This is a genomic window from Martinezella lusitana (assembly GCF_016901135.1).
Lineage (GTDB): Bacteria > Pseudomonadota > Alphaproteobacteria > Rhizobiales > Rhizobiaceae > Rhizobium > Rhizobium lusitanum_D.
In genome coordinates this window covers 430570-447866 of the sequence record NZ_JAFEVL010000075.1, presented here as the reverse complement: position 1 = coordinate 447866, position 17297 = coordinate 430570, and the positions used below count along the sequence as shown (strand labels likewise).

Below are 17297 nucleotides of genomic sequence, written 5' to 3'. Positions count from 1 at the left end.
GCGGCAGGGCAATGCCTGCCGCCACCACCCCTCTCGACATCATTTCATCATCAGCAACTGACCATCCAAAAAGGAGCAGGATCATGAGCAAGCAAGTCATCGTCATCACTGGCGCATCGAGCGGCTTCGGCGCTCTGACGGCGCGTGCCCTCGCCAGAGCAGGCCATACCGTCTATGCCGGCATCCGCGAGACCCAAGGGCGCAACGCGCCGCAGGTTGAAGCGGTTGCCGCCTTCGCCAGAGAGAACGGCGTCGATCTTAGAGCCGTCGAGCTCGATGTCGCCTCGGATGCATCCGTGGAAGCCGGCATTGCCGAGATCATCGCACAGCAGGGTCGCATCGACACCGTCATCCACAATGCCGGCCACATGTCCTTCGGCCCCGCGGAAGCCTTCACGGCCGAGCAATTTGCCGAACTCTACGACATCAACGTGCTCAGCACCCAGCGCGTCAATCGCGCCGCGTTGCCCCATATGCGCAAACAGGGCAAGGGCCTGGTCGTCTGGGTATCCTCATCAAGCACCCGCGGCGGCACGCCGCCCTATCTGTCGCCTTATTTCGCCGCCAAGGCGGCGATGGATTCGCTCGCCGTCTCCTATGCGTCTGAACTGACCCGCTGGGGCATCGAAACGGCCATCATCGTGCCCGGCGCCTTCACGAAGGGTACCAACCATTTTGCCCATTCCGGCTCGCCTGCCGACAAGGCCCGCGCCGCTGAATACGACAACGGTCCCTATGCAGGCGTTCCTGATCAGGCATTGAAAGGTCTCGCCTCGCTGGAACCGGCCGATGCCGATGCCGCCTCGGTCGCGACCGCGATCGTCGAAGTCGTGGATATGCCCTTCGGCACACGCCCGTTCCGTATCCATATCGATCCGTCTGAAGATGGTGCGGAGATCGTCAACGGCGTCGCGGACCGAGTGCGCGCAGAACTTTTCCGGCGCATCGGCCTGGAGGATCTGCTGAAGCCGCATGCAAGGGGCTGAGACTTCGCCGCCACCCTTCCAGCATGTCAAATCGCCGCTTCTGTGCCACAGGGGCGGCAATCACTTACTTCCGTTGAGACTATTTTGCGTCGTATGGCATTCCAACCCTATAAGTTTCGTACTAAAGCGAATCCTTTAGAGGGTCGGGAGATATCCATGGACGCGAAGGACATCGGCGAAATCGCCAGCTGGCTCATGCAGGCCGGCCTCAAGGGCATGGCAGAAACCGATATCCTGGCGGGTTTCTGCGAGCAGTGCCGCCAGCATGGTCTCAGGCTCGATCGTGCCATGGCGTTGATGGACACGCTGCATCCGGTCTATGAGGGCCGTGCTTTCCGCTGGGACGGCAACCAGGTGATCGAGCGCGAGTTCGAATATGGCCCGTCGCATCAGGGGATCGCCGCCGAGAATTGGCAACGTTCCGCCTTCCATCATATGTTGACGACGGGCGGCGACGAAGTGCGCCGCCGCATCGGCTTCGGCGAGCCGGCCGATTTCTATGGGCTCGACACGCTGCTGGCCGATGGTCACACTGACTACATGGCCATGGTGCACCGTTTCGAAGAAGGGGGCACGATCGGCGAGATGGATTGCTTCTACTCCAACTTCGCCACCGCTGCCGAAGTGGGTTTCCCGGACGAGGATCTGCGCGTGCTGCGCAAGCTTACGCCGGCGCTGGCGTTGGCAATCAAGTGCACCGGCATGAGCCGTATCGCCCGAACGATTGCCGAGGTCTATCTCGGCGAGGATGCCGCCCGGCATGTCCTCGAAGGCAAGATCACGCGCGGCAAGACTGAGCGGATTTCGGCGGCGCTCTGGTTTTCCGATCTCGCCAACTATACCCGCATCTCCGATACCGCCGAGCCGGATGAGATCATCCCGATGCTGAACGCCTATGCCGATGCCGTCATTTCCTCGATCCACGAGGCGGGCGGCAATGTGCTGAAGCTGATCGGCGACGGCACGCTGGCGATCTTCAAGGCGAGGAATTCCGCCGATGCCTGTGCTGCCGCGCTGATGGCGGAATCGCTGCTGCGCCAGAGACTGCGCGATCTGAACGCCCAGCGGCAGATCGAGGGCAGGCCCGTCACCGATGTCTATCTTGGCCTGCATATCGGCGACGTCTTCTATGGCAATATCGGCAGCATGGACCGGCTGGACTTCACCGTCATCGGGCCTGCTGTCAACGAGGTCAGCCGCATCGCCTCCATGTGCCGTTCGGCCGACCGCAATGTCCTGATGTCGTCGAACTTCGTCGAGACGCTATCGACACACAGCAGCAACGATCTCGTCTCCGTCGGTCGCTACGCGCTGCGCGGGGTCAACCGACCGCAGGAACTGTTCACGCTGCTGTCCTCGGCGGCGTAACCGCGCTTAGAGCGGTTCAGCTTTTCACGGAATCTCTGAACCGCTCTATCTCTTTGTTTTACGCAATTCCGGACGGAAAACCGTTGCGCACTTTTCCTGGAATTGCTTTAGCGGCGGCCAGCGGCGAACATCGGGCCGCCCTTGCTCGATGGAAAGCCGTAGCCGTTGATCATGACGAGATCGATGTCGCTGGCGCGGGCGGCGATGCCTTCCGAAAGCAGCGCGTCACCTTCGGCGGACATGGCTTTCAGCAGGCGGGTGACGATCTCTTCCGCAGTGAAGAGCTTCGGCACGATGCCTTTCTCGGCGCGCGCGGCGTCGATCATGGCTGTTACGTCCGGATCGACTGTCCGCTTGCCGTCGGGATAGGCATACCAGCCACGCCCGGCCTTCTGGCCGAAGCGACCGGCCTCGCATAGCCGGTCGGCGATGACGACATAGCGTTCCGCAGGATCGCGCGTTGCGGCCTGCCGCTTGCGGCGCGCCCAGGCGATCTCCAGGCCAGCCATATCGTAGACGGCGAAAAGACCCATGGGGAAACCGTAGGCTTCCATAGCCGCATCGATCTCGTGCGGCAAGGCGCCGTCCTCGACCATATATTCGGCCTCGCGGCGATAGGCCGAAAAGACGCGGTTGCCGATGAAGCCTTCGGTGACGCCGCAGACGATCGGCAGTTTGCCTAACCGCTTCGCGAATGCCAATGCGCTCGCCAGGACCTCCGGCGCCGTCTTCTTGCAGTTCACCACCTCCAGCAGCCGCATGATGTGGGCGGGTGAGAAGAAGTGCAGGCCGACGACCCGCTCGGGCCGCGCAGTGGCGGCGGCGATGACGTCAGGATCGAGATAGCTGGTGTTGGTCGCGAGAATTGCGTCGGCGCGGACGATCGTATCGAGGCGCTGGAACAGTTCGGTCTTGACGGCGAGGTCGTCGAAGACGGCTTCGATGACGATATCGGCATGCGCGAGTTGCCGCATATCGGCGGTCACGCTCAATCGACCTAAACGGTCCTCGCGACCGGCCGCGTCGAGGCGTCCGGATTGCACTGCCTTGTCGAGGATGCCGGCGATCCGTTCGCGGCCCTTTTCCGCTGCTTCGGCACTCTGCTCGACGCCGATGACGCGATAGCCGCCGTTCAGTGCGGCGACCGCGATGCCCGATCCCATCAGTCCAGTGCCGACGATGCCGACGGTTTCAATTCTGCGCGGGGTGACTGCCTCCAAACCCTCGACCTTGCCGGCGGCGCGTTCGGCGAAGAAGACATGGCGCAAAGCAGCCGCCTCCTCGCTATCGCGAAGTTCGATGAAGGTGCGACGTTCTTCGGCAAGTCCTTCCGTCAACGGAGCAGTTGCAGCAAGGCGGACGAGGCGGATGGCTTCGACAGGCGCACGTTGACCGCGTGCCTTGCGCAGCGCATCGGCTGCTGCCTTGTCGATGGTCTCAACGGTCTCCGATGGAACGGAGAGTATGCCAGTGCGACGCGACGAGGAAGCGACGGCTACTTTGATACCCGCAATGGCGTCTGCGAGCAGGGCGCTCTCGGAAACCCCATCGAGAATGCCGAGCTTGAGCGCTTCGGTGGCAGAAACGATGCGTCCGCTAGCGATCATATCGATGGCGGCGGTGGTGCCGATGAGGCGCGGCAGGCGCTGTGTTCCGCCGGCGCCGGGCACGATGCCGAGCTTGACTTCCGGCAGGCCGAGCTTGGCGGCCGGAGCGGCATGGCGACGATGGCAGGCAAGCGCTACCTCGAGGCCGCCGCCGAGCGCTGCGCCATTGATGGCTGCAGCCATGGGCTTCGCAAAGGCTTCGATGCGGGCGATGACATCAGGCAGCAGCGGCTCGATCGGCGGCTTGCCGAATTCCTTGATGTCGGCGCCGCCGATGAAGCTGTTGCCCGCGCCTGTCAGTACGACGCCGGCGATTGTGCGCTCGTTCTCGGCATGATCGAGCGCCGCCATCAGGCCGGCCCGGACATCCGCCGAGAGCGCGTTGACGGGCGCATTGTCTATGGTGACGACAAGGATCCCGTCGGTCAGCGCCGCCGAGATGGTTTGCGAAAAGCGCAGTGCCGACATGATCTCCCCAGTCTATCCCGAGCTATTCCGGAATGATGGCTGTAGCCTGGATTTCGATCTTGGCGCGATCCTCGACAAGGGCGACGACCTGCATGGCGGCCATGGCCGGAAAGTGCCGGCCGATGACCTCGCGATACACCTGGCCGATGGCCTTCAGGCTGGCGAGATATTCCTGCTTGTCGGTGAAATACCAGGTCATCGAGGTGATGTGTTTCGGTTCGGCACCGCCTTCGGCGAGGATGGCGACGACATTCTTCAATGTCTGGCGCACCTGCTCGACAAAGTCGTCGCTTTCGAATTCGCAGGCAGCATTCCAGCCGACCTGGCCGCCGACGAACACCATGCGGCCGGTTGCCGCCATGCCATTGGCATAGCCGATCGGCTTGGCCCAGCCTTCAGGTTGCAGGATGGTGTGCATCGGTCGTCTCCAGATGAGAGGTCAGTGCGGCGCGGATATCATCCGGCCAGGCAAGCGATTGATTGTTGTCGAGCGAGGTGGCGACGACACGGTGCTTGGCAGTCCACAGCACATGGCCATTCGCCGAGACCTGGTGTTCCAGATCGAGCGAAGAACGGCCGATGCCGCGTACCGTCAGCGCGAACTCAAGGTCGTCGCCCTGAAAGCCCGGCTTCATGAAAGTCAGATCCAGCCGCACGGTGGGCACGCCGATCCGGCGGTCGTCGACCAATCTCTTCCAAGGGAAGCCAAGCGAGGTGAAGTAATCCTCCAACACTCCGACGAGGATGTTCAGATAGGACGGGAAATAGGCGATCCCCGAGGGGTCGCAATCTCCGAAGCGCAGGGGTCTCGTGGTTTTGAACGCCAAAGCCGGCCTCAATTCGAAAAAGCGGCGATGCCGGTGATGGCGCGGCCGAGGATGAGGGCGTGGATGTCGTGGGTTCCCTCATAGGTGTTGACCACTTCGAGGTTGACGAGATGGCGGGCAATGCCGAACTCGTCGGAGATGCCGTTGCCGCCGAGCATGTCGCGGGCGGCGCGGGCGATGTCGAGCGCCTTGCCGCAGCTGTTGCGCTTGAGGATCGACGTCAGCTCCACAGGCGGATGGCCGTCTTCCTTCATGCGGCCGAGACGCAGGCAGCCCTGCAGGCCGAGCGTGATCTCGGTCACCATGTCGGCGAGCTTCTTCTGGATCAGCTGATTGGCGGCAAGGGGACGGTCGAACTGCTTGCGGTCGAGCACATATTGCCGCGCCTTGGCATAGCAATCCTCGGCAGCACCGAGCGCACCCCAGGCAATGCCGAAGCGCGCCGAATTGAGGCAGGTGAACGGCCCTTTGAGGCCGGAAACATTGGGCAGCAGGTTTTCTTCCGGCACGAAGACATTGTCCATGACCACTTCGCCGGTGATCGAGGCGCGCAGGCCCACCTTGCCGTGGATGGCCGGTGCCGACAGGCCCTTCCAGCCCTTTTCGAGGATGAAGCCACGGATGATGCCGTCCTCGGTCTTGGCCCAGACGACGAAGACATCGGCGATCGGTGCGTTCGAAATCCAGGTCTTGGCGCCGGTGAGGCTGTAGCCGCCATCGACCTTCTTTGCCCGCGTCACCATCGAGCCCGGGTCGGAGCCGTGGTTCGGTTCGGTGAGGCCGAAGCAGCCGATCCATTCGCCAGTGGCAAGCTTCGGCAGATATTTCTGCTTCTGTGCTTCCGAGCCGAAAGCATCGATCGGCACCATGACGAGCGAGGACTGTACGCTCATCATCGAGCGATAGCCGCTGTCGACCCGTTCCACCTCGCGGGCGATCAGGCCATAGGCGACATAGCCGAGGCCGGCGCCGCCATACTCCGGCGCAATCGTCGGCCCGAGCAGGCCGAGCTCGCCCATCTCGCGGAAGATCGTCGGATCGGTCTTTTCATGGCGGAAGGCTTCGAGCACGCGGGGGCTGAGCTTCTCCTGCGCATAGGAATGGGCGGTGTCCAGCACCATGCGTTCTTCATCGCTCAGCTGCTCCACCAGCCGGAACGGATCGGCCCAGTCGAAAATCTCGCGGCTCATGCTGTCGTCTCCCACTAATTGGCTTTCAGAAGTTCGCGCGCGACGATGAGTTTCTGAACCTCCGTCGCACCTTCATAGATGCGAAGCGCGCGGATCTCCCGATAGAGTTTTTCCGTTATCTCGCCGGACTTCACGCCGCGCCCGCCAAACAGCTGGACGGCGCGGTCGATGACGCTCTGCGCGGTTTCCGTAGCCGTCATCTTGGCCATGGCGGCCTCGCGCGTCGTCGGCAAGTGCTGCACGTCGCGACGCCAGGCCGCCCGATAGGTGAGCAGTGCTGCCGCGTCGATGCCGGTCGCCATATCGCCGAGGGCGGCCTGCGTCAACTGAAGGTCGGCGAGCCTTCCGCCAAACATCGGACGGGCGCGAACATGCGCAACGGATTCATCGAGCGCGCGGCGGGCAAAGCCGAGGCTTGCGGCAGCGACTGAGGCGCGGAAGATATCCAGGGTGCGCATGGCGATCTTGAAACCTTCGCCCGGCGCGCCGAGGCGACGCGAAGCGGGGATGCGGCAATTCTCGAAGCGGATTGTCGCCAGCGGATGCGGCGCGATCACCTCGATGCGCTCGACGATGGAGAAGCCGGGATCGTCGGCAAAGACGACGAAGGCGGAAATGCCGCGCGTTCCCGGTGCCTCGCCGGTGCGGGCGAAGACCGTGTAGACATCGGCGATGCCGCCGTTCGAGATCCAGGTCTTCTCGCCGTCGAGAATATAGTGGTCGCCATCGAGGCGGGCTGCGCAGCTCATGGCCGCGACATCGGAGCCGGCGTCTTTTTCGGACAGCGCGAAGGCGGCAAGCCAATCGCCGGCACGTACTTTCGGCAGCACGGCGGCGCGCAGCTCAGGTGAACCGGAAAGGCCGATGGCGCCGGTGCCCAGCCCCTGCATGGCAAAGGCGAAGTCGGCAAGGCCGTCATACCAGGCGAGGGTTTCACGTGCGAGGCAAACGAGGCGAGAGTCGATCAGCGGTTTGTCATGGGAAGAACCCGTCGCGGCGGCAAGAAGCCCGGCATTGCCGAGCGCCTTGACCAGCTTTCGGCAAGCGTCGTCGACATCCCTGTGGTCGATCGCCGCGATAGCAGAGGATTTGGCGAAAGTGTCCACCTCAGCCGCGAATTCGCGGTGGCGTTCCTCGAAGAACGGCCAATCTAGATGATCCCGCGTCGGACCGGGGAGGCTGCTTGCCGTCGACATCGCCTAGTCCCCCTGAAATTCCGGTTTGCGCTTGGCCGCGAAAGCTTCGAAGGCGCGGCGGAAGTCTTGCGTCGCCATGCAAACGGCCTGGGCCTGCGCCTCGGATTCGATCATCTCATCGATGCCCATCGCCCATTCCTGGTTCAGCATCGTCTTGGTCATGCCATGCGCGAACCAAGGGCCATCGGCAAGCGAACGGGCGAGCTTGACTGCTTCCTGCTCCAGATCGGCGCTGGCGTGCAGGCCGTTGTAGAAGCCCCAGGCATGACCTTCCGTCGCCGTCATCGAGCGGCCGGTAAAGAGAAGCTCGGCGGCGCGGCCCTGGCCGATGATGCGGGGCAGGATGCCGCATGCGCCCATATCCGCGCCCGCAAGACCGACACGGGTGAAGAGAAAGGCAGTCTTGGCCTCGGGCGTGGCCAGCCTGAGATCGGAGGCCATGGCGAGGATGGCGCCTGCACCGGCGCAGATACCGTCGACTGCGGCGACGATCGGCTGCGGGCATTTGCGCATCGCCTTGACGAGATCGCCAGTCATGCGCGTGAAGGCCAGAAGCTCGGGCATGGCCATGCGGGTCAGCGGTTCGATGATCTCGAACACGTCGCCGCCGGAAGAGAAATTGCTGCCAGCGCCGGTCAATACGACAGCGCGAACGTCCGATGCATAGGCAAGATCGCGGAAGAGGTCGCGCAGCTCGGCATAGCTGTCGAAGGTCAGGGGATTCTTACGTTCCGGGCGGTTCAGCGTGAGCGTGGCGACGCGGCCATCCTCGCTGACGTCCCAGAGGAAATGTTGCGGCTTGTAATCCTTGAAGGGCTTCAGGTGTCCTCGCATCGTCATATCTAGATCGCTCATCGCGTTCAAACCTCCCCACCGGCAACCGCGATTGCCTGTCCATTGATCGATGCTGCCGCCGGCGATGCCAGCCACAGAACGGTGTCGGCGACTTCTTCCGGTTTGACGAGCCGCCCCTGCGGATTGGATTTCGTGAACTCGCCAAGCGCCTGCTCGGCCGTGCGCCCCGTCTTGGCGACGATGGTCTCGATCGACCGCTGGATGATCGGCGTATCGGTGAAGCCCGGGCAGACGGCATTGACTGTCATGCCGGTTTTGACGAATTCCAGCGCCAGCGAGCGGGTGAGGCCGACGACGCCGTGCTTGGCGGCCACATAGGCGGAGACGTAGCCGTATCCCTTCAAGCCAGCCGTTGAGGCGATGTTGATGATGCGCGCCCCGGCGCCATGCGCCTTCAGGTCGGGCAGGGCGGCCTGCGTCACCAGGAAAACGCCGGTGAGGTCGACTGACAGGACATGGTTCCATGTCTCGAGGCTGGTCTTCTCGAAGGGCGCGCTCGGCGCTTCGCCAGCGTTGTTGACGAGAATATCGATGGGGCCGAATTTTTCGCGTGCCTTTGCGAGGCCGTGGGCTATGGCCTCGGTACTTGTGACGTCGAACCCATCGAGCACGAATGTCTGGGTACCGATTTCGGCTGCGATCGCTTCCAGAGGCTCCTTGCGGCGGCCGGCCAAGGTGACGCGCGCGCCGTCCGCTGCAAGCGCCCTTGCGATCGCTGCACCGATGCCGCTGCCGGCGCCGGTGACGAGGGCATGGCGACCCGCAAGTTTGCCCGAAGTCGTCATCTGACCCTCACTTCGCCGGCGCGGTCGTCGCCGCGCGGGCGAGGTTGGTTTCGTATTGCGTCTTGCCGGAGAGATACTGCTTCGGCCATGGAATGGACGTCAGGCCGATCTTGGCGGCTTCATGCAGTGACCAGGCGGGATCGGCCAGATGCGGGCGGGCGACGGCGCAGAGATCGGCGCGGCCGGCGGCAATGATCGAATTGGCGTGGTCGGCTTCCGAGATTGCGCCGACGGCAATCGTGGGAATGCCGATCTCGTTGCGGATCTTGTCGGAGAAGGGCGTCTGGAACAGGCGGCCATAAACAGGCTTTTCCTCTTTCGAAACCTGGCCGGAGGAGCAATCGATCAGATCGGCGCCCGCCTCCTTGAATAGACGAGCGAAGATCGCCGCATCTTCCGGCGTGTTGCCGCCATCGGTCCAGTCATGGCAGGAGAGGCGGACGGACATGGGCTTGTCTGCGGGCCAGATCGCCCGCATGGCCTTGAAGATTTCGAGGGGATAGCGGGCACGGTTTTCATGGCTGCCGCCATATTCGTCATCACGCGTGTTGGTGATCGGCGACAGGAAGCTCGACAGCAGATAGCCGTGGGCGCAGTGCAGCTCCAGCCAGTCGGCGCCGGTCTTGACGGCGAGTTCCGTCGAGCGGATGAAATCGGCCTTGACGCGCTCCATATCGGCGCGGTCCATGGCCTTCGGCACTTGGCTGTTCTTAAGGTAAGGGACTGATGATGCCGAGATCAACGGCCATTCACCTTCCGCAAGCGGCTGATCGATCCCTTCCCAGGCGAGCTTTGTCGCGCCCTTGCGTCCGGCATGGCCGAGCTGAATGCCGACTTTGGCGGCGCTGCTCGTATGGACGAAGTCGACAAGCCGCTTCCACTGTGCGACTTGTTCATCGTTCCAGAGGCCAAGGCAGCCGGGGGTGATGCGCGCATCCGGGGTGACGCAGGTCATCTCCGCGAAGATCAGGCCTGCGCCGCCAAGCGCGCGCGAGCCGAGATGGACGATGTGGAAATCGTTCATGACGCCGTCTTCAGCCGAATACATCGCCATCGGCGAGACGACGATGCGGTTGACGAGCTGGACGTCACGCAGGCGATAGGGCGTGAACATCGGCGGCAGGCACCGGTCGTTGCCGACGGCGAGGCCGGATTTTTCCGCGAACCAGCGCTCAAAACCTTCGAGCCAGTCCTTGTCGCGAAGCCTCAGATTTTCGTGGCTGATGCGCTGCGAGCGGGTGAGCATCGAGTACATGAATTGCGGTGGCTCGAGCGTGTCGGCATAGCGGCGTCCGACAACTTCGAACCATTCCATCGCGTTGCGGGCGGCATTCTGGATGCGGGCGACGTCGACGCGGCGGATTTCCTCATAGGTTTCGAGAACGGCCGGTATCTTGTCCTTGTCGTGCCCGTGGATCTGGAATTGCCGGGTGAGTTCGATGGCATCATCTATGGCGAGCTTGGTGCCGGAGCCGATGGCGAAATGCGCTGTGTGGGCAGCGTCACCCATCAGCACGACATGCGAATTGCCGTTGAAATGGCTCCACTTGCCGCAGATCAGGCGGGTGAAGTTCAGCCAGGCCGAGCCTCGGATATGGCGCGCATTGGTCATCAGCGACCCGCCGTCGAGCACTTCGGAAAACAGGTTTTCGCAGAAGGCGATGGAGCCATCCTGATCCATCTTGTCGAGACCGTGGGCGAGGTAGGCTTCCTCGGTGGTTTCGACGATGAAGGTGGAGGTCTTGTCGTCGAATTTGTAGATATGCGACTGGAACCAGCCGTGCTCGGTCCGGCGGAAATCGAAGGTGAAGGCGTCGTACTGCTTGTTGGTGCCGAGCCAGATATAGCGGTTCGGCCGGGTGATCATATCTGGCTGGAAGACCTCCGGATAATGGTTGCGGATCCTGGAATTGAGACCGTCCGAACCGATGACCAGATCAGCGTCGGGATAATCGAGATCGGAATTGACGTCGGTCTCGAAGATCAGTTCGACATCGAGGGCTTCGCAGCGTTTCTGCAGGATATTCAGCAGCTTCTTGCGGCCGATGCCCACAAAGCCGTGGCCTGAAGTGCGCTGGCGCGTGCCCTTGAACAGGACTTCGATATCGTCCCAATGATTGAAGGCGTCCTCGATCTCGGCCGCACTTTCCGGATCCCATTCGCGCATCGATATCATGGTGGCATCGGAGAAAACAACGCCCCAGCCGAAGGTGTCATAAGGGCGGTTGCGCTCGACGACGCGGATCGAATGTTCGGGATGCAGCTTCTTCATCAGAAGCGCGAAGTAGAGGCCGGCAGGCCCGCCGCCGATACAGACGATGCGCATCGCTTATCCCTCCTTACGCGACCGAAGTCGGCCTCGAAATCATTTAAGTTTAAAATATCTCGTCGTGGCCGTTCGTCAAGGCTTGTCTTGCCGGAATCTGTGGTCTGTGGATGGCTACAATAGCTCAAAATTCCAAAATTGCCTTTTAAAATCAAAGAGAATCCAAAAATATTTTAGGCTTAAAATTTCTCGCTTGAACATTTCGATCTTCGGTGCGATCTTTTTTATCGCGCTACACGGGCTGCAGGGGAAAGCGGCTGTCGTGGCGATTTGATCGAGAAGAATGCGGGAGCAAGGCAATGCTGGGACCGACCGGTCATACCGATACATTCACGCGAGACAACCTGCCGCCCTTCGGCGAATGGCCCGAGCTGCTGATGGATGGTTTCGACTATCCCGAATGGCTGAATGCCGGCTTCGAGCTCAGCGACCGGATGGTCGAACGAGGGTTCGGCGATCATGTGGCGCTGATCGGCAATGGCCGCCGCCGCACCTATAAGGAACTGGCGGACTGGACCAACCGCATTGCCCATGGGCTCGTCGAAAATTTCGGCGTAAAGCCCGGCAATCGCGTTCTCATCCGTTCCGGCAACAATCCGGCGATGATTGCCTGCTGGCTTGCGGTAACCAAGGTCGGCGCCGTCGCCGTCAACACCATGCCGATGCTGCGGGCGGGAGAGCTTTCGAAGGTCATCGACAAGGCGGAAATCTCGCTGGCGCTTTGCGATACAAGGCTGCTGGAGGAGCTTGTCGCCGCGGCCAAGGACAGCCGCTTCCTGAAGCAGGTGGTCGGCTTTGACGGCACGGCCAATCACGATGCCGAACTCGACCGCATAGCCCTCAATAAGCCGGTTCGTTTCGAAGCGGTGAAAACCGGGCGCGACGACGTGGCGCTGCTCGGCTTCACGTCGGGATCGACAGGTGTGCCCAAGGCGACGATGCATTTCCATCGCGATATCCTGATCATCGCCGATGCCTATGCCAAGGAGGTGCTGCAGGTCACGCCTGATGACGTCTTCATCGGCTCGCCGCCGATCGCTTTTACCTTCGGCCTGGGCGGTCTGGTTGTCTTCCCGCTGCGCTTCGGAGCGTCAACCGCCCTGCTCGAAAATGCCTCGCCGAAGAACATGGTCGAGATCATTCAGGAATATGGCGCGACGATTAGCTTTACAGCGCCGACCGCCTATCGGGCCATACTGGCCGCCATGGAAGAGGGCGCGGATCTTTCTTCGCTCCGCATTGCGGTTTCTGCCGGCGAGACGCTGCCCGGACCGATCTTTGAGGAGTGGACGCGCAAGACCGGCAAGCCGATCCTCGACGGGATCGGCTCGACCGAGCTGCTGCATATCTTCATTTCCAATCGGCTTGATGATGCCAGACCGAACTGTACAGGCAGGCCGCTGACGGGCTATGAGGCGCGCGTCGTCGATGACGACATGAATGAGGTGCCGCGCGGCACGATCGGCAAGCTGGTGGTTCGCGGGCCGATCGGCTGCCGCTATCTCGCCGATAACAGGCAGGCTGACTATGTCCGAGACGGCTGGAACCTGACGGGCGACAGCTTCATCGAGGACGAGGAAGGCTATTTCCATTTCGCCGCGCGCTCCGACGACATCATTCTTTCGGCCGGCTACAATATTGCCGGGCCGGAAGTGGAAGCAGCGCTTCTGTCGCATGCCGACGTGCTCGAATGCGCCGTGATCGGCAAGCCGGACGAGGATCGCGGCCACATCGTTCAGGCGCATGTGGTGCTGGTATCCGGCGTGACTGGATCTGATCTGCTGGTCAAGGCGCTGCAAAATCACGTCAAGGCTGTCATAGCACCCTATAAATATCCCCGGTCGATCATCTTCGTCGATGCCTTGCCGAAGACGGAGTCCGGCAAGATACAGCGCTTTCGCTTGAAGTAAGGATGCCGCCTTTTCAGGCGGCGTCCTCCTGTCCCGCGTCGCGGCCGAGCCAGGTCGGATCGATTTCCGGCAGCGGAATGGCGTCGAGCAGCATGCGCGTGTAGCCGGAGGCGGGTGCTGCGAAGACGCGCTCGCAATCGCCTTCCTCTTCCACACGGCCGTGGCGCATCACATAGACGCGGTTGCAAATCGCGCGGATGACGGAGAGGTCATGGCTGATGAAGGCCATGGAAAGGCCGAGGTCGCGCGACAGTTCCTTCAACAGGTTCAGCACTTGCGCCTGCGTCGACACGTCGAGTCCGGAAACGATCTCGTCGGCGAGCACAAAATCCGGTTCCAGCAGGGCGGCGCGGGCGATGCCGATGCGCTGGCGCTGGCCGCCGGAGAGCTCGTGCGGATTGCGGTCAAGGCAGCTCTGCGGCAGCGTCATGCGCTCGAGGATGACGGCGACGCGGCGTTCGGCCTCCTTGCGATCCGAGGCCAGTCCGTGCAGGAGCAGCGGTTCGACTAGGATGCGGCGGATCGTGTGGCGCGGGTTGAGCGAGGCCATCGGATCCTGGAAGATCATCTGCATGCGCCGGCGCAGGGGGCGCATTTCGCTATCAGGCAGGCGCGTGATGTCGGTGCCGTCGAAATGGATGGAGCCGGCGGAGACATCGACCAGCCGGAGCAGGGCACGGCCGAGCGTCGTCTTGCCTGAGCCGCTTTCGCCGACGATGCCGACGGTTTCGCCGCGACGGATGTCGATATCGACGCCGTGCAAAACCTTGTTGCCGCCGGCAGCGGGCCCAAACAGGCGACGTCTGGCGCCGTAAGTGACCTCGAGCCCCTTTGCGGACAGAAGAATATCGGAAGTGCTCATTGGCCGCCCTCCGGAATGCCGATCTCTCGGCGCAGTTGTTCGAAGACGGCTTGCGGCACCGGCGTCAACCCGGCATCCGGCCGGTCGTAACGCGGGCCGGCCGACAGCAGCGATTTCGTGTAGATGTGTTGTGGGCGCGCGAGCACATCGCCGGTTTTGCCCTGTTCGATGACCTTGCCGGCGTAGAGCAATGTCACGCTATCGCAGATCTGGGCGACGACGCCGAGATCGTGGGTGACGAAGATGACGGCCGTGCCATGCGCCTCCTGCAGGCCGCGGATCAGCCGCAGGATCTGCTTCTGCACAGTGACGTCGAGCGCCGTGGTCGGCTCGTCGGCCACGACCAGTTTCGGCTCCAGCGCGAAGGCGGCGGCAATCAGTATGCGCTGGCGCATGCCGCCGGACAATTCATGGGGATAGGCGCGCAGCACGCGTTCGGGATCGCGGATATGCACTTCATCGAGCAGTTTCAGCGCGCGCTGTCGGGCATCGCGCGACGACATGCCCCGCTTCAGCCGCAGGCCGTCGGTCAGCTGAGCCTCGATGCGGCGGCCGGGATTGAGCGCGGTCTGCGGATCCTGCGGGATCAGCGAGATATCGCTGCCCATGATGTCGCGCAATTCCCTAGCGGAGAGAGCCAGAAGGTTACGGTTCTCAAAGAGGATGGAGCCGCCGGTGATGCGGACGCCGCGCGGCAGAATGCCGAGCAAGGCCTTGGCAATGGTCGACTTGCCGGCGCCGCTTTCGCCGACGAGGCCGCGCACTTCGCCGCGCTCGAGCGTGACGGAGACATCGCGCAAGATCGGCGCGCCCCCGTCGCGGTCGGACACGGCATTCAGGCCCGTTATGGAGAGAAGCGGCGCAGTCATCGGCGCATCACCGGATCGAGGGCGCGGCGCAGCCCGTCGCCAAGCTGGTTGAAGGCAAGTACGGTCGCGAAGAGGGCGATCAGCGGCACGACCAGCACCCACCATCCTTCATAGATGATCTGCCGGCCCTCGGCGATCATGCCGCCCCAGGTCGGCGTGTCCGAGGAGACGGAGAGGCCGACGAAGGACAGGATGGCCTCGACGATGACGGCGATGCCCATTTCCAGGCTGACGAGGGCGATCAGGACCGGCATGACATTGGGCAGGATTTCGCTGAAGAGAATCCTGGCCCGCGAAAAGCCGATCGTATGGGCCGCCGTCACATAATCCATCCGCGCCTGAGCCTGCGTTTCCGATCGCACGACGCGACAGAAGCGGGTCCAGTCGATGATGACGATGGCTGCGATGACCGAATGCACGCCGGAACCGAAGACGGCGACCAGCAGGATCGACAGTAGCACGGGCGGGAAGGCCATCCAGATATCGACAAGGCGCGAAATCACTTTGTCGATCCATCCGCCGTACCAGCCGGCGAGAAGGCCGAGCAGCGTACCGATGAATGCTGCGAGCCCTGCCGCGACGAAGGCGACAGTCAGTGCGATACGCGTGCCGAAGATGACGCGGGACAGCACGTCTCGGCCCAGATCATCCGTGCCCAGCAGGAAGCCCGGATCGGAGCCATCGACCCAGATCGGCGGCAGGGTGCCGGACATCAGGTCCTGCTCCAACGGATCCTTTGGCGCGATATAGGGCGCGAAAACAGCGAGAATGATCAGGATCAGGATGGAGCCGCCGCCGAAGATGACCTTCGGCTGGGAGAGCAATGCTCGTACGCGTTTCGCCATCCGGGAGGGCGAGCTTGGCACGGCGGGCGAGATGACGTCAGCCATGGGCGAGCCTCGGATTGAAGGCCGCGACCAGGAGGTCGACCGCCAGATTGACGAGGATGAAGAGAGCGCCGAACACGAGCACCAGCCCTTGGATCAGCGGCAGGTCGCGGTTGATGACCGCGTCGATCGCCATGTTGCCGATGCCGGGATAGGCGAAGATGCGCTCGACGATGACGGTGCCGCCGATCAGGAAGGTGAATTGCACGCCGGTGAGCGCAATAGTCGGGCCGACGGCGTTGCGCAGCGCTTCCTGCAGAACGAGCCGCAGATCGGACATGCCCTTCAGTTTGGCGAGCAGGATGTAGTCCTGCACCATGGCTTCCGAGAGTGCCGCCTTCAGTACCCGGGCGATGATGGCTGCGAGCGGCAGGCCGAGCGCCAGCACCGGCATGACCATATGGGCTGATATATCGGCAAAGATCCGGAAGCGGAGGGTGAGCAGGCTTTCGATAAGATAGAAGGGGGTCGCGAATTGCGCGTCCGTGCTCGGATCGATGCGGCCGGAAAGCGGAAAAAGCGGAAAGAGAACGCCGAGGACGAGCACCAGCGCCAGCGCCCAGACGAAATCCGGCACGGCAAGGAAGAGGCCGTTGAGGCTGTCGATGATGGGTTCGAAGATGGTTCGGCGGGCAAGCGTGCCGATGATGGCGACAGCACCACCGAGAAGGACCGCGAGCACGAGGGCTGCAAAGGCAAGCTCCAGCGTCGCCGGCAGGCGTTCTCCCAACAGCGACAGCACATCGCGCTTCAGCGAGATCGACGTGCCGAAATCACCCGTCAGCACAGATTTCAGCCAGATGCCGAACTGCGTCGTCAGGCTTGCATCGAGGCCGTAATGGGCGCGCAAGGCGGCTATATCGGCGGGGCTTGCGCCCGGCGAGATCATCATGGCGATGGGATCGCCGGGCACGACCCGCAGCAGCACGAAGACAATCAGCGCCACACCGAACAGCGTGACGGCGGCCATGATCAGGCGGTTGAGAATGGAGACTGCTATCATTCGTTATGAATTCCGATCGCACGGCTGGTGGCGATGGAGAGCCCCAAGCCCCTCATCCGCCCTGTCGGGCACCTTCTCCCCGTTTTGACGGGGAGAAGGGGAAGACGCACCTACAGACTACCCCTAACGACCTGTTCCGGCGAGGATACAAAGGTCGT

Annotated in this window: 15 protein-coding genes; 3 read left to right on the top strand and 12 right to left on the bottom strand. The window is 62.5% G+C overall.

The annotated features are described in order from the left end of the window. Window positions 1-83 precede the first annotated feature (83 nt). Both JTP94_RS33860 and JTP94_RS33855 read left to right on the top strand, forming a co-directional pair. On the top strand, window positions 84-986 hold the full coding sequence (locus JTP94_RS33860; RefSeq protein WP_204854709.1) for an SDR family oxidoreductase: 903 nt from the start codon (window positions 84-86) through the stop codon (window positions 984-986). A 156-nt stretch (window positions 987-1142) separates the two neighbouring features. Continuing rightward, a complete protein-coding gene (locus JTP94_RS33855) occupies window positions 1143-2354 on the top strand; it encodes an adenylate/guanylate cyclase domain-containing protein (RefSeq protein WP_204854708.1) in 1212 nt (403 codons plus the stop codon). A 107-nt stretch (window positions 2355-2461) separates the two neighbouring features. Here the strand turns inward: JTP94_RS33855 and JTP94_RS33850 are convergent, their stop codons facing one another. The 8 genes from JTP94_RS33850 to JTP94_RS33815 are packed head-to-tail and all read right to left on the bottom strand — an operon-like array spanning window position 2462 to window position 11608. After that, a complete protein-coding gene (locus tag JTP94_RS33850; protein ID WP_204854707.1) occupies window positions 2462-4429 on the bottom strand; it encodes a 3-hydroxyacyl-CoA dehydrogenase NAD-binding domain-containing protein in 1968 nt (655 codons plus the stop codon). A 22-nt stretch (window positions 4430-4451) separates the two neighbouring features. Then, window positions 4452-4847 carry a RidA family protein gene (locus JTP94_RS33845; RefSeq protein WP_034503717.1) on the bottom strand — a complete coding sequence of 132 codons (396 nt, stop codon included), beginning with the start codon at window positions 4845-4847 and terminating at the stop codon, window positions 4452-4454. Next, window positions 4825-5256: a thioesterase family protein gene (locus JTP94_RS33840; RefSeq protein ID WP_204854706.1), complete on the bottom strand. Its 432-nt coding sequence runs from the start codon at window positions 5254-5256 to the stop codon at window positions 4825-4827. Before JTP94_RS33840 ends, JTP94_RS33845 begins: the two co-directional genes overlap by 23 nt. An 8-nt stretch (window positions 5257-5264) precedes the next feature. After that, window positions 5265-6446 (bottom strand): acyl-CoA dehydrogenase, encoded by a 1182-nt coding sequence (locus JTP94_RS33835; protein ID WP_204854705.1) that lies wholly within the window; start codon window positions 6444-6446, stop codon window positions 5265-5267. 14 nt (window positions 6447-6460) lie between these two features. Further along, window positions 6461-7642: an acyl-CoA dehydrogenase family protein gene (locus JTP94_RS33830; protein ID WP_204854704.1), complete on the bottom strand. Its 1182-nt coding sequence runs from the start codon at window positions 7640-7642 to the stop codon at window positions 6461-6463. A gap of 3 nt (window positions 7643-7645) precedes the next feature. Then, entirely contained in the window at window positions 7646-8497 is an 852-nt protein-coding gene (locus tag JTP94_RS33825; protein ID WP_204854703.1) for an enoyl-CoA hydratase family protein, read from the bottom strand. A gap of 5 nt (window positions 8498-8502) precedes the next feature. Further along, on the bottom strand, window positions 8503-9282 hold the full coding sequence (locus JTP94_RS33820; protein ID WP_204854702.1) for an SDR family NAD(P)-dependent oxidoreductase: 780 nt from the start codon (window positions 9280-9282) through the stop codon (window positions 8503-8505). A gap of 7 nt (window positions 9283-9289) precedes the next feature. Next, window positions 9290-11608, bottom strand: a complete 2319-nt coding sequence (locus JTP94_RS33815) for a bifunctional salicylyl-CoA 5-hydroxylase/oxidoreductase (RefSeq protein ID WP_204854701.1) — start codon at window positions 11606-11608, stop codon at window positions 9290-9292. Window positions 11609-11907: 299 nt separating this feature from the next. Here JTP94_RS33815 and JTP94_RS33810 point away from each other — a divergent pair, with 299 nt between their 5' ends. Further along, entirely contained in the window at window positions 11908-13518 is a 1611-nt protein-coding gene (locus JTP94_RS33810) for an AMP-binding protein (protein WP_204854700.1), read from the top strand. A 13-nt stretch (window positions 13519-13531) separates the two neighbouring features. On the opposite strand, the gene JTP94_RS33805 is transcribed toward JTP94_RS33810, so the two are convergent. Genes JTP94_RS33805 through JTP94_RS33790 form a run of 4 tightly spaced genes read right to left on the bottom strand, consistent with a single transcriptional unit; the run spans window position 13532 to window position 17139 of the window. Continuing rightward, on the bottom strand, window positions 13532-14380 hold the full coding sequence (locus JTP94_RS33805; RefSeq protein WP_204854699.1) for an ABC transporter ATP-binding protein: 849 nt from the start codon (window positions 14378-14380) through the stop codon (window positions 13532-13534). Then, window positions 14377-15249, bottom strand: a complete 873-nt coding sequence (locus JTP94_RS33800) for an ABC transporter ATP-binding protein (protein WP_204854698.1) — start codon at window positions 15247-15249, stop codon at window positions 14377-14379. The genes JTP94_RS33805 and JTP94_RS33800 overlap by 4 nt, the downstream gene beginning before the upstream one ends. Then, the gene (locus JTP94_RS33795; protein WP_204854697.1) at window positions 15246-16139 is read right to left on the bottom strand and encodes an ABC transporter permease; all 894 of its coding nucleotides are present in this window, start codon (window positions 16137-16139) and stop codon (window positions 15246-15248) included. Before JTP94_RS33795 ends, JTP94_RS33800 begins: the two co-directional genes overlap by 4 nt. Next, window positions 16132-17139, bottom strand: coding sequence for an ABC transporter permease (locus JTP94_RS33790; protein WP_204854696.1), 1008 nt, complete (start codon window positions 17137-17139; stop codon window positions 16132-16134). The genes JTP94_RS33795 and JTP94_RS33790 overlap by 8 nt, the downstream gene beginning before the upstream one ends. Window positions 17140-17297: the final 158 nt, after the last annotated feature.

Coding starts and splice junctions, on each gene's coding strand:
- JTP94_RS33860 (WP_204854709.1), top strand. CDS start 84: ATGAGCAAGCAAGTCATCGTCATCACTGGCGCATCGAGCGGCTTCGGC.
- JTP94_RS33855 (WP_204854708.1), top strand. CDS start 1,143: ATGGACGCGAAGGACATCGGCGAAATCGCCAGCTGGCTCATGCAGGCC.
- JTP94_RS33850 (WP_204854707.1), bottom strand. CDS start 4,429: ATGTCGGCACTGCGCTTTTCGCAAACCATCTCGGCGGCGCTGACCGAC.
- JTP94_RS33845 (WP_034503717.1), bottom strand. CDS start 4,847: ATGCACACCATCCTGCAACCTGAAGGCTGGGCCAAGCCGATCGGCTAT.
- JTP94_RS33835 (WP_204854705.1), bottom strand. CDS start 6,446: ATGAGCCGCGAGATTTTCGACTGGGCCGATCCGTTCCGGCTGGTGGAG.
- JTP94_RS33830 (WP_204854704.1), bottom strand. CDS start 7,642: ATGTCGACGGCAAGCAGCCTCCCCGGTCCGACGCGGGATCATCTAGAT.
- JTP94_RS33825 (WP_204854703.1), bottom strand. CDS start 8,497: ATGAGCGATCTAGATATGACGATGCGAGGACACCTGAAGCCCTTCAAG.
- JTP94_RS33820 (WP_204854702.1), bottom strand. CDS start 9,282: ATGACGACTTCGGGCAAACTTGCGGGTCGCCATGCCCTCGTCACCGGC.
- JTP94_RS33815 (WP_204854701.1), bottom strand. CDS start 11,608: ATGCGCATCGTCTGTATCGGCGGCGGGCCTGCCGGCCTCTACTTCGCG.
- JTP94_RS33810 (WP_204854700.1), top strand. CDS start 11,908: ATGCTGGGACCGACCGGTCATACCGATACATTCACGCGAGACAACCTG.
- JTP94_RS33805 (WP_204854699.1), bottom strand. CDS start 14,380: ATGAGCACTTCCGATATTCTTCTGTCCGCAAAGGGGCTCGAGGTCACT.
- JTP94_RS33800 (WP_204854698.1), bottom strand. CDS start 15,249: ATGACTGCGCCGCTTCTCTCCATAACGGGCCTGAATGCCGTGTCCGAC.
- JTP94_RS33795 (WP_204854697.1), bottom strand. CDS start 16,139: ATGGCTGACGTCATCTCGCCCGCCGTGCCAAGCTCGCCCTCCCGGATG.
- JTP94_RS33790 (WP_204854696.1), bottom strand. CDS start 17,139: ATGATAGCAGTCTCCATTCTCAACCGCCTGATCATGGCCGCCGTCACG.